General features: G+C 63.4%; 7 protein-coding genes and 1 pseudogene. All 8 read right to left on the reverse strand.

Annotated features, from left to right (window positions below; genetic code table 11):
- Window positions 1-489: 489 nt before the first annotated feature.
- Window positions 490-1,410: a type I phosphomannose isomerase catalytic subunit gene (locus PH256_RS05115; RefSeq protein WP_270913242.1), complete on the reverse strand. Its 921-nt coding sequence runs from the start codon at window positions 1,408-1,410 to the stop codon at window positions 490-492.
- Window positions 1,411-1,502: 92 nt separating this feature from the next.
- The gene (locus PH256_RS05120; RefSeq protein WP_270913244.1) at window positions 1,503-4,106 is read right to left on the reverse strand and encodes a glycoside hydrolase family 3 C-terminal domain-containing protein; all 2,604 of its coding nucleotides are present in this window, start codon (window positions 4,104-4,106) and stop codon (window positions 1,503-1,505) included.
- Between the two features lie 23 nt (window positions 4,107-4,129).
- Entirely contained in the window at window positions 4,130-5,410 is a 1,281-nt protein-coding gene (locus PH256_RS05125; protein WP_087182828.1) for an MFS transporter, read from the reverse strand.
- Between the two features lie 18 nt (window positions 5,411-5,428).
- Complete coding sequence (locus tag PH256_RS05130; protein WP_270913245.1) at window positions 5,429-7,249, reverse strand: beta-N-acetylhexosaminidase; 1,821 nt, start codon at window positions 7,247-7,249, stop codon at window positions 5,429-5,431.
- 60 nt (window positions 7,250-7,309) lie between these two features.
- The gene (locus PH256_RS05135; protein WP_333766282.1) at window positions 7,310-10,411 is read right to left on the reverse strand and encodes an alpha-mannosidase; all 3,102 of its coding nucleotides are present in this window, start codon (window positions 10,409-10,411) and stop codon (window positions 7,310-7,312) included.
- 45 nt (window positions 10,412-10,456) lie between these two features.
- Window positions 10,457-11,455: pseudogene (locus PH256_RS05140) on the reverse strand (sulfatase-like hydrolase/transferase); the annotation flags it as partial.
- 126 nt (window positions 11,456-11,581) lie between these two features.
- Window positions 11,582-12,598, reverse strand: a complete 1,017-nt coding sequence (locus PH256_RS05145; RefSeq protein ID WP_270913246.1) for a glycoside hydrolase family 130 protein — start codon at window positions 12,596-12,598, stop codon at window positions 11,582-11,584.
- Between the two features lie 31 nt (window positions 12,599-12,629).
- The gene (locus PH256_RS05150) at window positions 12,630-15,026 is read right to left on the reverse strand and encodes a hypothetical protein (protein ID WP_270913247.1); all 2,397 of its coding nucleotides are present in this window, start codon (window positions 15,024-15,026) and stop codon (window positions 12,630-12,632) included.
- Between the last annotated feature and the right edge of the window lie 2 nt (window positions 15,027-15,028).

The following is a 15,028-nucleotide window of genomic DNA, read 5'->3' on the forward strand; positions in this document are numbered from 1 at the left end:
TGCGGGGCGGCTTCACCGTTCGCGCTGTTGGCGCTCCGGTTCAGCTCGCAGGGACTCTCAGGCTAAAAAACATGCCACCGGCATGTTTTTCTTAACGCCTTCGTCTAGAAGTGCACCACAAAGGGGTGGGCATTGAACGATGCTCGCTTTTCTTTTGGTCCACTTCCCCCTGTGGGGGCGGCTTCACCGTTCGCGCTGAGGCGCTCCGGTTCAGCTCGCAGGGACTCTCAGGCTAAAAAACATGCCACCGGCATGTTTTTCTTAACGCCTTCGTCTGGAAGTGCACCAAAAGGAGGCGGCCCGAGAGATGCCCTGTTTGTGACTCCTTCCTTTTTATAAGTGGGCGGGAAAGCTGCTGGATCAAAGCAGATACACGGCCAGATTATGTTATACAATTGCTTGAATATATTCTTTTATATACAATTGGTGATAAGAAAAAGGCGCCCGAGTCGGGCGCCTTTCCTGTTGTTGAGTTGTTGATCGGAAAAATCACACCCGGGTGCAAAGGGTCTGCAGGGTGCCGGTGACGGTGAAATCGCCGCTGTTTGCGGGCAGGAAGATGCTGTCACCTTTCTTGACCGGCAGGGTCTCGCCATTGCAGCTTACTTCGCCTTCGCCGTCTACCACCAAGAGGGAAACGAAGCTCTCCGGACCAGCGGTGCCCTTGAAATCATTGATATATGCGTCCACGGTGAAGTAGTCGCACTGGGCCAGATGACCGCCGAAATCGTGATTCTTGGGCGGCTGGAGCTCGGTGACGGCTAGCGCCTGGGGAATGTGCAGGGCGCGGGGCTTGCCGTCTGCACCCACGCGGCCGTAGTCGTAGACCCGGTAGGTCACGTTGGAGTTCTGCTGGATCTCGGCGATCACGATGCCCTGGCAGATGGCGTGCAGAGTGCCCGCGGGGATGAAGAACACATCGCCCTTATGCACAGGAGCGGCGTTCAGCACCTCGGTGAGGGTGTTGTCCTGGATGCGGCGCTCGAATTCCTCTCGGCTGATCTCGTGATCGAAGCCGTAGTAGAGGAAGGCGTTCGGCTCACAGTCCAGGATGTACCACATCTCAGTTTTGCCGTACTGGCCTTCGTACTCCAGGGCGTATTCGTTGCTGGGGTGAACCTGGATGGACAGGTTGCCCTTGGCGTCGATGAATTTGGTCAGAATGGGGAAATCCTCGAATCGCTCGCAGTTGGTGCCCAGGATGCCCCGGCCCTGAGCGGCGATGTAGTTCGCCAGGGTCTGGCCCGCGTGGGGGCCGTTCACGATGGTGGAGGGGCCGTCCTTGTGGCAGGAGAGCACCCAGGCCTCGGCCAGGGGGTTCAGGTCGCTCTCGATGCCGAAGTCGGTGCGCAGCTTTTCGCCGCCCCACAGGTAATCCTTACAGGTGGGTTTCAGTTTCAACATAGCCATGCTTTGGTCGTCCTTTCTGGGATGAATTACAAGAGTGCCGCACAGGCGGTGCCGCTGGATGCGGCCCGCCTGTGCGGCTGTAAGGAATCCGGTCAGCCGCACACGGTCAGATCGGTGCGCAGCAGGATGTTTTCGGCGTTGTCGCCCAGCTGGATCTCGAAATCGCCGGGCTCTACCCGCCAGACGTAATCGGCGCCCAGGGTGCGCAGGGCACGGGGACCAACCGATACGCTCACGCGGCGGGACTCGCCGGGGGCCAGCTCCACGCGGGTGAAGGCGGCCAGCTGACGTTCCGGTTTGACCACCGAGCTGAAGTAGTCCCGCACATAAATCTGGGGAACCGCCACACCGGCACGGCTTCCGGTGTTCTCCACCGTGAATTCCACGGTGACGGTCTCGCCGGGAGCGATCTGGGTGCGGTCCAGCTTCAGGTCATGATAAGCGAAGGTGGTGTAGGCCAGGCCGTAGCCGAAGGGATACAGGGGCAGCCAGTCCATCTCCACGTAGCGCTTGCCGCCGCCCGGACGGCGGCTGTAATGGCAGGGTATCTGGCCCACGCTGCGGGGGAAGGTGATGGGCAGACGGCCGCTGGGCTCCGCATCGCCGAAGAGCACGTCGGCAATGCCTGCGCCGCCCTGTTCGCCGGGGAACCAGGCCTCCAGGATGGCGGGCAGATGCTCGTTCTCCCAGTTGGCGCTCACCGGACGGCCGCTCTGGAGCAGCAGCACCACCGGGGTGCCGGTGGCATACACGGCCTTGACCAGCTCCAGCTGGCGGCCGGGCAGGTCCAGAGAGGTGCGGTCGAAGTTTTCACCGCTGGTCTCTTCGTTATCGCCCATGCAGAGGATGGCCACGTCGGCCTGACGGGCGGCGTTCACTGCCGCATCAAAATCCTCACGGCCGGCGCTGTAGCCGAAGATGACACGGGCGCCGCGGCCGTCGTTGGTGAACTCGATGCGCACCTTATAGCGGCGGCCCGCCTCAAAGCGGAAGTCCAGAGCCTGATCGGCGCTCTTGTCCGGGCCCCAGCCGTCGATGAGCAGTTCATCGTCGATGTACAGGCGCATGCTGTCCTGGGTGCTCAGGCCGATGCAGCCATCCATGGTCTTGGGCATGCAGACATAACCGGTCCAGGCCACGCTGAAGCAGCCGGCATCCAGCTCGGGGTGGGGCAGCGAGAAGATCCAGTTGAAGTTTACGGTGCGGTCGGTACGGGTCTGCACCGGGGTGCCTTCGGGTCTGGGACCGTTGTAGTAACGGCCGGTGAGACCGGCGTTGCCTTCTTCGTCGCAGAGCATGCTGGGGTCAAAGGGATGCAGCGCCTGGCCCAGAATGTTGCAGCCGCGGGCGTGGATGACCCGGGTACCGGGGGCCACCGCATTGCGGATGCCGTCCAGCACGGTCACCTGGCCGGTGCGGCCGCGGGCCTCGGAATAGTCGCCCAGGGCGGCTTCGTCCGCGCCGGGGCCGATGACCGCGATGCAGCCCAGGTCCTTGCGCAGGGGCAGCAGGCCGTCGTTCTTCAGCAGAACCACGCTTTCCCGGGCAATGCGCCGGGCCAGCTCCAGATGATCGGGGCAGCGCAGCACCTTCTCCGCACGGGTCTCGTCGGTGAAGGGGTTCTCGAACAGCCCCAGCAGGAACTTCACCCGCAGCACGCGGCGGCAGGCGGTGTCCAGGATGGCGGGGTCCAGCTTTCCGCTCTCCACCAGATGCTCCAGGGCATTCTGCCATACGTCATGAGGGAAGTCGTAGAGCTGCAGATCCACGCCCGCTTCCACGCCCAGGCGCACGGCCTCCTCCGGCGTGGGGGCGATGAAGTGCCAGTCGTACAGGCGGGAGACGGCGGTCAAGTCGGTGCGCACAAAGCCCCGCATGCCGTATTGGCCGCGCAGTACGTCGGTGAGCAGCTCGTGGTCCATGGAGACAGGGATGCTGTCGATGGAGTTGTAGCTGCACATGGCGTTCATGGCGCCGCCGTCCACAAAGGCGGATTCAAACACGGGCAGACAGTCGCTGAACACGTCGTGACGGCCCATGGTGCAGGGGGCGCAGTTCAGACCGCCCACCGGGTTGCCGTAGCCCACATAATGCTTGGGCTCAGCGGCAATGGCGTCCGGAGCGGTCAGGTCGTCGCCCTGCATGCCCCGCACCACCTCGCGGGCGAATTCGCCGCACAGGTGGGTGTCCTCGCCGTAGGATTCCTCGCCGCGGCCGTAACGAGGGTCGCGGATCAGGTCCATCACCGGGCTGTAGCTCTCGTGGATGCCCATGGCCCGGGTCTCGGTGGCGATGGCGTGGCCCATCTGCCGCCCCAGCTCCGGGTGGAAGGTGGCGGCCAGGCCGAGCTGCTGGGGGAAGCTGGTGGCACGGTTGTTGAACAGGCCGTGCAGCGCCTCCTCGCTGAACAGGAAGGGGATGCCCAGACGGGTCTTTTCCAGAGCGTAGCGCTGCACCTGGTTGGCCAGGGCGGCGGTCATGCCGCGCAGCTGCACGCTGCCCACGCTGTGGCCCTGCAGCAGTGCGTCAAACCGGTCCATATCCATGGCGGTCACCTGGCCGTTTTCATCCTGGGTGGTGAAGTCGCCGGAGAAATACTGGTCGGTCTGCATAATTTTTTCCCGCAGCGTCATCCGGCCGAGCAGGTCGTCGATGCGCTCTTCCACGGGAAGCTTGGGGTCTTGATAGGGAAACATCGAAAACATTCCTCCCAAGGGGATCAGGATTTGTTGTTGGGCAATTTACGGCCGTTCACGGCCAGGTTGGCAAAGCCCAGCGCCGCCGCCAGCAAAAACAGGCAGGGGATGCTGGAGTTGCCCAGAACATTTTGCAGCAGGGGCTGCAATGTGGTGCCCACACTGGCGGACAGACAGGCTGCGATGCTGGCGGTGGCCGAGGTTACGCCGATGTAGGTGGTCTTTGCGTTTTCCGGACTGGAGGCGAACTGCAGGTTCATGCTGGCGATGGATGCGCCGCCCGAGCAGGCGGCGGTGGCCACCATCAGAATGGGGGCCGTGAAGGGCGCCCAGGAGGGGCGCACAAAGGCCCAGCCCAGCGTACAGGAGAGGTTGATCGCGGCGGTGAGCCAGATGACCCGCCGCCAGCCCGCAGCGTCGGCCAGACGGCCCCAGTACCAGCTGCCGGCCATGCCGGCCACGGCGGAGACCACGCCCACCGTGGTGATGAAGCTGTGGCTCAGGTTCAGAACCCGCAGCTCGTACACCGACAGAAACGGGGTGGAGAGTCCACCCGGCAGACCGCCCAGGATGCAGTAGAGCAGCAGCGGACGGTAGGCTTTGTCCCGCACAGGGCGCAGAATATCGGCCGGGCGCAGCTTGCTCACGAAGGCCACCGGATTTTCCCGAACCAGGCCCAGCAGCAGCGCGTCCAGGATCGCCAGAGCGGCACAGACCGCGCCGATGAGCAGGTAGCCCGCGTCCGGGCGGCCGATGCGGGTGAAGTAGTCCAGCTGACGGCCCATCACCAGGGTGGCGGCGCTGTTGACGCAGACCGCCGTGATGTCCTTGCGGGCAAAGAAGGCGCCGCGCCTGCCGTCCGGTGCGAGGCCCAGCGTCAGGTGGGAAAGGCCGGGAGTGACCACACCCGCGGCAAAAAAAGCGATGGTATAGAGCGCCAGCACCACCCAGCGGGCCTCGGCGTGGCCCGGCACCGCCAAAGGCACCAGGAACACCGCAGCCAGCGAGAAGCGGTAGACCACGCACAGCAGCCAGATGGACAGCTTGCGGTGGTGGATGCGTTCAAACAGAAACGGGGAGAAAAATTGCAGTACACAGCCCAGCTGCGGAATCATGGCCACAAAGGCGCAGAAGGAAATGGATGCGCCCAGCTGACTCAGATACCCGGCTAGGAAGTTGCCGGTTCCCACCGAATAAAGGACGGCCGCCACGGCGCCCTCGGTGATGAGAGCGTGGCGGCCGGCCTCCAATTGCGATTCGGTGGGCGGTTCAGACGGAAAAAACAGTTGACGAAACCAGCCCATGATCTGCCTCCCGGCGTTTTACTCCGCCTGCATCTGCCGCCCGCGCAGCAGGTCGGCGTAACGCACGATCAGCCGGGTCAGGTTGGGCAGGCCGCTTTCACGGCTGATTTGACGCCACTGGTTCAGGTACAGCGCATACCAGTGCTCCAGACGGGCGGCCAGGTCCGGGTCCTCGGTGCGGGGACCGGTCAGCCAGACGCCGATCTCGTTCCAGAGCAGCACGCTCTCGGCGGTGACGCTGGCCAGGCTGATGATCTCCTTCTTGCCCGCGGGCAGGAAGGGGGCGCAGGCCAGCACCTGGGAAAGGGCTTCCTTTACGGCGGCGTTGGCCTCGGGAACCTTGGTCATGTTCACTTCCGCCAGCAGCTCGGCCCGGCGGGCCTCGTCGCCGTCCATCCAGTTGACCACGTGCCGCCAGTCGAAGACCTCATGGTCGGACATTTCGGTCAGAGCAGCCATCAGCTTGCCGGAGGTATCGCCGTAGCCAATGCGGGATACCGCCTCATTCAGCTCGTCGGCCTCCACCGGCTCGGCGTTCCAGCTGAAGGCTGCGCCGTACAGGATGCCGGGGATGGTGAGACGGGGGTCGTTGATGTGAGCGTAGTCGCCCCAGTCGGTGTTCAGCAGGCCGATGGCCTTGTATTTGTGGGCGTGGTGGCACATGAGCCGGATGTTGGAATAGGCATACCGGTACAGGGGAACCCACTGGTTCCAGGCGCATACGCCCGGGCAGGCATACTGGGTGATGCCGCTGGCCGCGATGTCGCGGATCTCGTTTTCCCGCTGGTTGGGCAGATAGCCCCAGTTCAGACAGATGGTCTCCTTGGGCAGTTCAGCGCAACTCTGGGGGAAACGCCACATGATATCGCCCCAGAACATGGGGATGCAGCCCTGGGATACCAGGTACTCGCACAGGGCCTTCACGTGGCTCACGTAGAGGGCCTTTTCGCCCAGCTCGTCGGCCAGGTGTTTGCTGCGGCCCTTGCCCAGGTCGAAGGTTTCGTCGGCGCAGATGTTGAACTTGTTGGTGCGGAACAGCGGACGGTACTCGTCGATCAGCTTCTTCACAAAGTCCAGCACGTCCGGGTTGGAGACGTTCAGGGTGTGGTGCGCACCGGCGTAGGTGTAGCTGAAGGGGATCTTTTCAGAATCCGGCAGCTCGCACAGGTCGCAGCAGGTCTTGGTGGACAGGATCTTGTACATGTGGCCGAAGCTGGACAGGGAGGGCACCAGCTCGATGTGACGGGCGGCGCAGTAGGCGTCCAGCTCCAGGATGTCGTCGGCGGTGAGGGGGGTGTCGTCCCGCCAGGCCTCGGACAGATCCCGGAACAGATAGGTGTGCTCGATGTACAGCTGCCACTGGTTGACCTTGTAGCGGCAGAGCAGATCCGCCACCCGCTTTAAGTAATCCAGGGTGGGTACCCGGCCGCGAGAGCAGTCCAGGTAGTAACCGCGGTTGGCCAGGTCGGGCCAGTCCTCGATGAATACCGAGGGCAGTACCGCGCCGTGGCGCTCCAGGTACTGGATCAGGGTCTGCACGCCGTTGCACAGGCCTTCGTCGGTGCCAGCGCAGAGGGTGGCGCCCTCGCTGCCCACGGTCAGCGTGTAGCGGTCGGCCAGCGTGCTGTCCACGCGCAGGGCGATGTCGCCGGAAAAGGCTTCGCCCCGACCAAGGGCCGGGCAGAGCCCGGCCTGGTCACGAATGGCGTTTTGCAGCATCTGCGCATAGAGCAGAGCCTCCGGCGCGGTGCCGGGGCAGAGCACGATGCGGGTGTGCGGAGTCAGGGTCATTGCGCCCGAACGGGACTCCACCCGTTTGGGCTGCGGTAAAAATTCCATAGCCATAGGAATGATCCTCGCGGCCTTGCGGCCTGTTGTGAATGTGTGGGAAGGCGCGGCTCAGCGGATGCGCAGCGTCTTGATCTCGTAGGGCTTGATGGTGAAGCGGATGCCGCCGTCCTCCAGGGAAACGGGCTCGCCGTCGGGCTGCTCCATGCAGTCGCAGCTTACCGCCTCGGCCACGGGGCGGCCCCAGTGCAGCACGGTGTCGGTGAGGGCATTCTCGCTCTCGTACATACGCACGATCACGCCGTCGCCGTCCTCGGCCTGCTTGATGGTCTCCACAACCACGTTGGGAGCGTCGCACACGGCCAGGCTGAAGGCCTCGCCGGGCTCACCGCCAGCCACAGCCAGAGCGGGCTGGTTGAGGAAGAAGGCTTCACGCACAGTGCCGGCAGCACGCCAGGTCTCGACGTGGGGGTACAGAGCGTAGGTGAAGTGATGTACTTCCTGGTCGGTGGTGGGGTTGGGCTCGATGCCGGACTTGATCAGAGTCAGGGAGATGCAGCTGTCCTTCACGGAATGACCGTACTTGCAGTCGTTCAGCAGGCTGACGCCGTAGTGGCCCTCGGACAGGTCGGCCCACTTCTGGCCGCAGCTCTCGAAGCGAGCCTTGTCCCAGCTGGTGTTGGTGTGGGTCTTGCGGGTCAGGTTGCCGTACTGGACCTCGAAGGTGGCCTCGTCGGTGTGTACGTTCACGGGGAACTGCACCTTCAGCAGATGCTGATGCTCATGCCAATCCACAGTGGTCACGAAGTCGATGCGGCGGATGTCCGCGTAGAAGTGGATGTCCTGAGAGATGGTGGAGTTGCTGAACTCGCGCTCGATGTGCAGGGTAGCGCGCACCGGGCCCTGCTCGGTCCAGGTGAAGGAGCGCAGATCGGTCACATCCCAGAACTTCTCGGTGTAGTAGATGTCGATATCCCAGTTGTCGTAGTAGATGGGCTTATCCTCGAAGACACGCAGCAGGTTGGCGGTCTTGCCGGCCTGCAGCACCTCGCGGCGGTTCTCCTTGTCGAACAGACCGGCGATGCCGCCCTGCTCGTCGAAGCGCACGGTGTAGAAGGGGGTCTCCAGGGTGTGGCCATCCTCGCTCAGGGCGAAACGGCTGGCCTGCTCGGCCTTGTCGGCAACCGCAAAGGTCTTGCGGCCCTTGGAGGGCAGATCGGCCAGGAAGGCAACCGCGCCGTTCTCGGTCTGCTGTACGGGGTAAACGCGGCCGGTCTCGTCGGTCAGGGCAGCAGCGCTGCACTCGCCCAGCTCGACCACGTCGTTGCGGCCGAAGCCGGTGGTGTTGTAAACGGTCATGCCGCTGCCGGCGGGGGTCAGAGCGGTCAGGCGCTCGGCGCACAGGGTGCCGATCTCGGCCTCCATCTGAGCGTACTCTTCCTTGGTGACCTCGTATACCTCATGGATGGAGGAACCGGGCAGGATGTCGTGGAACTGGTTGATCAGGATGCCGTGCCACAGACGGTCGATGGCCTCGGTGGGGTAGGCGACCTGAGCAGCAGCCAGAACGCTCAGCAGCTCCAGGTCCATCATGTGCAGCTCGGCCTTGCGGTTGGAGCGCTTGTTGCGGGCCATGGAGGTCAGGGTGCCGCGGTGATACTCGAAGTAGAGCTCGCCCTCCCAGGTGGGCAGACGGCGGTTGCCGGAGACGCGCTCCTTCAGCTCGTCGAAGTAGGTGCGGGCGAAGGCCTGGCGTACCTTGGGCAGACCCTCCACGCCCTTTTCCATACGGGCAGAGGTCTCCAGCATGGAACGGGTCGGGCCGCCGCCGCCGTCGCCGTAGCCGTAGCAGACCAGAATATCGTTGTTGATGTTCTTCTGCTGGTAACGGTGCCAGCCGCCGATGATGGCGTCCGGATGCAGGATGCCGTTGTAGGTGGTGAAGAAGTCCTTCTTATCCTGGCCAACGCCCAGGGTGGTGACCAGATGGGTCAGGATCTCGGTGCCGTCGATGCCGCGCCACATGAAGGTGTCGTAGGGCATTTTGTTGAACTGGTTCCAGGCCAGCTTGGTGGTCATGAAGTAGTCGATGCCGCACTTCTTCATGATCTGGGGCAGAGCGCCGGAATAGCCGAACACGTCGGGCAGCCACAGGATGCGGTTGTCCAGGCCGAACTCCTCCTGGAAGAAGCGCTTGCCGTACAGGAACTGACGCACCAGGCTCTCGCCGCTGGTCAGGTTGCAGTCGGCCTCTACCCACATGCCGCCTTCGGGCTCCCAGCGGCCCTCGGCCACGCGGGCTTTGATCTGCTCAAACAGCTCAGGATAGCGCTGCTTGAGGAAGTAGTACAGCTGGGGCTGGCTGGACATGAACTTGTAGTTGGGGTACTCCTCCATCAGCTTCAGCACGGTGGCAAAGCTGCGGCAGACCTTTTCGCGGGTCTGGGCAACGGTCCACCACCAGGCCACGTCGATGTGGGTGTGGCCGATGCAGCTGGCGATCACTTCGTCGTGACCGGCCAGGTCGGTGTAAAGGTCCTTGGCCAGGAATTCCCGGGCCTGGGCCACGGTGGCGTAGAAGCTCTCGTTGTAGGGGGTGCGCAGGTCCAGCAGGTTGATGGCGTCGTTCAGCACACGCTCCAGGTCCCGGCGGGCCTTGCTGTCCGCATCCAGGCGGGGGAAGGCCTGCAGGGGCACTGCCAGGTCATAGTACAGGCCCTCGATCTCCGGGTCTACCTCGCGCAGGTCCACGATCAGGTTGAACTCGGTGTGCAGGATGCCGGTGTAGGCCTGCAGCTCCAGGCGGTACTGGGTACCGGCCTTGGCGCAGCGGTCCAGGAGCACGTCCCGGTGGTTCATGTCGATGCCCTGGGTGACCACACCGTTCACAAACAGCAGGAACTGGGGGTTCTTGGCGTCGTCCCACTCGTCGATCTGGGTGCACACGTGCATCCACAGGGGCTTGCCGTCCATCTCTTCGGGAACGGTCACGTCGGCGCGGAACCAGTAGTGCTTGTCGGGGCCGTACCAGTGCATGGTGCGGCAGTCGAAGGCCTCGAAGGGAGCGGGATCAGCGTCCGCGTCCTCGGGGCGCAGGAAGTTGCCCGGCTTGTACAGCCAGTTGTCGGTGGGGAATTTCTGCTTCACAGACAGCTTCTGCAGCTCGGTGCAGATGCCGTTGATCCGCTTGTCCAAAAAGCTCATAGTTTCCATAGTTTTTTCCTTTTGCGCTTGGAAGCCCGCGCAGGCGGGCTCGGGTTAATGAAATACGTCGTAATTGAAATCGTGATAGTGGAAGCCCAGCCAGCGGAACCCCACGTCTCCCGGCCGGGAAGGTGCGGGAGACGTGCGGAAATATCCGTTTTCCAGGGCTTGCGGACGGGTTTTGGCAGTGTGCTCCAGCAGCATCCGGAACAGCTCGCGGCCCCGGGGCGGCATGATCAGGCAGGGGACGTGGGCAGACCCCTCAAAGAAGAGGTTCTTCTGAGACATGTGGTGGTCGCCCAGCATCTCGCCGTGGTCGGAGGTGAAGATGACCCAGGTGTTCTTGTCCAGGCCGTTTTCCCGCAGGCAGGCAAACAGCCGGCCCAGCGCATAATCCACTTGCGAGATCATTGCATAGTAGGCGCGGCGGGTGTTTGCCAGCTGCTGGGGGCTGTAGAGATGCACGTCGGTGTTCTCGTAGCTTCCGGCCAGAAAGCCCTGGGGCGCGGCGTCCAGGTCACGGGACCAGTCGCCGTATACCGCCTCGGGCATGGGGATGCCGTCGTAGATCTCCCAGAAATCCCTGCAGGGATCAAAGGGAGGATGCGGCTTGGTGAAGCTGGTCCAGAGGAAGAAGGGCCGCAAGGGGGCCCTCGTTTCCAGAAAGTCGATGGAGCCGTCCACGATCCAGGTGTTGATGCTGTCCCTGGTATCCACGGTGGAGAGTGCGGGCACCAGCTCGCACTCCATAGCACCGTGGGTCTTGGGACGCTGGCCCTGCTTTTCGCAGCTCCGCAGATAGTCGATGGGGAGCGTCATGCTCTCGAAGCCGTAGCAGGCGCGCACGAGGTCGAAGTGCATCTTGCCCATGGCGCGGGTCTGGTACCCGGCATCGGTGAGCAGGGCGGGCAGGGTGGCCCGGCGGGCGGTGGCCTGCCTCATGACCTGAGCGTGGGTCTCGTTGGTGACCACGCCGCTCTCATACCCGCGCAGGCCGGTCATCAGAGTGGTGCGGGAAGGCACACAGATGGGACAATCGGCATAACAGCGAGTATAAGCGGTGCCTTATGTATACAAATAGTTTAGATGCGGCGTGTAGATGCTGGAGTTTCCCAGCGCCTGGATGGTATCGAACCGCTGTTGGTCTGTGGTGATGAGCAGGATGTTATCCTGAGACAATCAGACCATCTCCCCGCCGGAGGTGCAGTCGAAGGAATTGGACTTGATGTAGTCCAGCAGGCGATCCACGGTGGTGAAGGCCAGGCCGGTCACGGTGTCGGCGCAGCCGTAGTAAACGGCGATGCGGCCGGTCTCTGCGTCCGCCAGGGCGGCGCAGGGGAAGGTGACGTTGGGCACGTCGCCCATGCACTCATAGGGCATATGGGGAGCCAGGATGTAATCCTTGCCGCGGGCCTTGACCTTCCAGGGCTCGTCCAGATCCAGCAGAGCGGCGCCCATGCGGTAGACGTAGCCGTTGCAGGTGTTGATAACGCCGTGGTAGATCAGCAGCCAGCCCTCATCGGTCTCGATGGGCACCGGGCCGGGGCCGATCTTCAGGCTCTGCCAGGCGGACTCGTCGCCCTTCACAGCGCCCATCATGTAGCGGTGACGACCCCAGTAGACCAGATCCTCACTCTGGCTGACAAAGATATCGCCGAAGGGGGTGTGGCCGGTGTCGCTGGGGCGGCTCATCATCATGTAGCGGCCCTGAATCTTGCGGGGGAACAGCACGCCGTTGCGGTTGTAGGGCAGGAAGGCATTCTCCAGCTGGTGGAAGGTCTTGAAGTCCTCGGTCCAGGCGATGCCGATGGTGGGGCCGTGGTAGCCGTTGCACCAGGTCACGTAGTACTTGCCGTCCATGTAGCAGACGCGGGGGTCATAGCGGTATTCCCGCTTGGTGATCTCCGGGTCCTCGCCCACCAGATGGATGGGCTCGTCGTCGATGGTCCAGTGGATGCCGTCCTTGCTGAAGCCGGCGAAGATGTCCATGCTGATGGACATGCTGTCGCAGCGGAACACACCGGCAAAGCCGTCGCCGAAGGGAACCACGGCGCTGTTGAACACGCTGTTGGAGCGCTTGTTGCCGTCGCGGCCGATGATGGGGTTGGCATCATAGCGCCACAGGGGCAGGCGGGATTCGGCAGGAGGGTCCTGCCAGGGGATGTTGGGCAATGCGTTGCCAATGATCTTAGCCATATGATTTCCTCCTGAATATGGGGTTCAAAGATTATCCCACGATGCGCACGATGGGGGCGAACATCTGCTCGTGCAGAGCGTCCAGGGCACGTTCGGGGTCGGTTTCGTCGGTGAGCCACAGGGTGTAGCGGTACTCGGTAAAGCCGGAGAGATCCAGCTTGAAGTTGGTCTCCCAGGTGTTGTTCATCAGCCAGCTGTACACCGGGCGGCGGTTGTCTTCGGGCAGGCGCTCGCACAGGCGGATGGGGTGGTGCGCTAGCTCGCCGAAGTAATACAGCGGGGTGTCGAAGGCGGCCAGCAGAACGCCGCCGTCCTCGCCCACAAAGGCCAGACCGTCATCGCTCATGCTGTATTCCATGTTGGTGCCGGGCAGCTGGTCCACGCCAGGGCGCATGGCCTCGCGGCCGCCCTTGCGCAGCCACAGCTGGCTGCCGGGAACGTCCAGAGTCAGAGGCAGGTAGACGCTCTCCACGTCGGTGGAAAGGGTCTTGCCCAGCTCCAGGCTCAAGTCGATGCGGGGCATATCCTCGTACAGCTTGAGCACCACGTCGCAGTGGATGCTGCCGGTCATGCTGCCGCGCAGGCGCAGGATGGTGAACACGGGGCCGTGCTCTTCGCAGATCACTTCCTCCAGCACAGCGGGGTACTGCTTGGCGTGCTTGCCGCGGACGTTGCGGCCCAGCAGGCGGCGTTCCTCGTAAACGTCGGTCTGGCCGGGGCGAACGGGAGTGCACTCGTACACCGGGGTGAAGAAGGGCAGGCCATTTTTGGGCATCAGCTCGCGGCCGGCACGCTTGTCGAACAGGCTGCACAGGCCCTGGCCCACCTTGTACTCCAGCCGGAACCAGCGGTTCTCGAAGCTGTAGGGCAGGCGGTAGGTGAACGGGTCGAAATCGTTCACGATGTCCCGGATGCGCTCGGCGCCCACATAGCAGCGGCGAGTGTTCAGCTTCTGCTCCACGGCGGGGGCTTTGTCATAAGTATACTGCTTCACCTCGTGGGGGGCAAAGGTGTCGGTGAAGGAGATCAGACGTCCGCGGGGATGGGGACTGACCTGACAGGGCAGCTGGCGGCCGTCCTCGGTGCGGATCACTGCCTCCGGCAGCCCGGCGGGCAGGGTCTCCACATAGAATTCCACCGGCATCACACCGGCCTGACCGGTGGGGTTCTGCACCCGGATGGTGCCGCTGGTGGCGTAGTAGCGCAGGATGTCGCCCTGTTCACGGGCGATGCGGCCCAGCAGACGGGCCGCGGCCTCATGGGCCTGGCTGGCGTAGCCGTTCTTGCGGCTGTCCAGGTCCAGCACCATGGATACGTAGGGGTTGGTGATGCTGGCGGAATGGCCCCAGGTGTGCTCGGCGTAGAGCAGCAGGTTGTCCTCGGCCTGGCGCACCAGCTCGGGAGCCTTGGTGTCCAGCTCGGGGTCCAGGCGGCGGGCCAGGTCGTAGCTGCGGCGGGCGCCCAGGTAATGCTTCACCGCGTAGGGAGTGGAGCCCACGCCGTTGGCCCACCAGTCGTTCAGATCGCCCCGCAGCACCGGCGCATCCTGCAGCTTGGGAGCGATGGCGGCGTACAGCTCCTGCAGGCTGACCATCTTTACCTGCACGGTGTCGCCGTATTTCTCGTTGTAGCCCTGAATGGTCTGGAGAATCAGGGGTTCGGGGGGCGCGTTGTCGCTGAACACGCCGGATACCGAGGCCAGGATGAAGTCGTAGGGATAGCCGTTTTCCTCACACTCGGTCAGGTAGTTGTCCAGGTTCTGGGCCAGGGCCTCCACGTCGTCCGCGGGGCGGGGGCCGGTGCCCAGCCGGTCCATGGTCATGAAGTTGGGGGTGTGGTTGGGGCGCAGGCCCAGCACGTTGCCCAGGTTGTAGTGCTCGCCGTTCCATACCAGCAGCCGCTTGCCCTCGGCGTTCTCCCAGAAGTAGGCGTTCTGGTTCTGGTACAGCGGGTACATGCCGTGGTGGCAGTGGATGTTGGTGTAGAGGAATTCCACGCCGTTGTCCAGCATGGCGTCCCGCTGGCCCATGGAGATGCCGTTGATGTCGGCGCACATGGCGGTGTTCAGGGTTACGCCTGCTTCGGCGAAGCGCTTGTGCCACTGACCCAGGCGGCGGGAGTAGATGCCGCAGTCCAGCAGGTCGGTGAAATTCAGGTAGTTGGCGGAAAGGCCCAGACGGCCGTCGGCAGCCAGCTCAAGGAACTGCTTGCGTTCCTCTTCGGTGGCGGATTTGAAGAACTCCTCCACACAATACAGAGTCTCGCAGTTCCAGCGGAAATCCCGGTTGGCTTCGTCCTGCATCATGCGCAGGGCAGTGCGGATGTAATCCACCTGCAGCTCGATCACGTGCTCCTGCAGGTCGGTGTAACCGATATCGGTGTGGGAATGATGCACGGCATACACCGTGCGGATGCCATGCTGTTTCATGG

The sequence above is a fragment of the Allofournierella sp. CML151 genome (assembly GCF_027853465.1).
Taxonomy (GTDB): Bacteria; Bacillota; Clostridia; order Oscillospirales; family Ruminococcaceae; genus Allofournierella.

What these genes read in the sequence shown, in the direction of transcription:
- PH256_RS05115 (WP_270913242.1), bottom strand. Translation starts at nt 1,410, where the DNA reads ATGGCTATGTTGAAACTGAAACCCACCTGTAAGGATTACCTGTGGGGC.
- PH256_RS05120 (WP_270913244.1), bottom strand. Translation starts at nt 4,106, where the DNA reads ATGTTTCCCTATCAAGACCCCAAGCTTCCCGTGGAAGAGCGCATCGAC.
- PH256_RS05125 (WP_087182828.1), bottom strand. Translation starts at nt 5,410, where the DNA reads ATGGGCTGGTTTCGTCAACTGTTTTTTCCGTCTGAACCGCCCACCGAA.
- PH256_RS05130 (WP_270913245.1), bottom strand. Translation starts at nt 7,249, where the DNA reads ATGGAATTTTTACCGCAGCCCAAACGGGTGGAGTCCCGTTCGGGCGCA.
- PH256_RS05135 (WP_333766282.1), bottom strand. Translation starts at nt 10,411, where the DNA reads ATGGAAACTATGAGCTTTTTGGACAAGCGGATCAACGGCATCTGCACC.
- PH256_RS05145 (WP_270913246.1), bottom strand. Translation starts at nt 12,598, where the DNA reads ATGGCTAAGATCATTGGCAACGCATTGCCCAACATCCCCTGGCAGGAC.
- PH256_RS05150 (WP_270913247.1), bottom strand. Translation starts at nt 15,026, where the DNA reads ATGAAACAGCATGGCATCCGCACGGTGTATGCCGTGCATCATTCCCAC.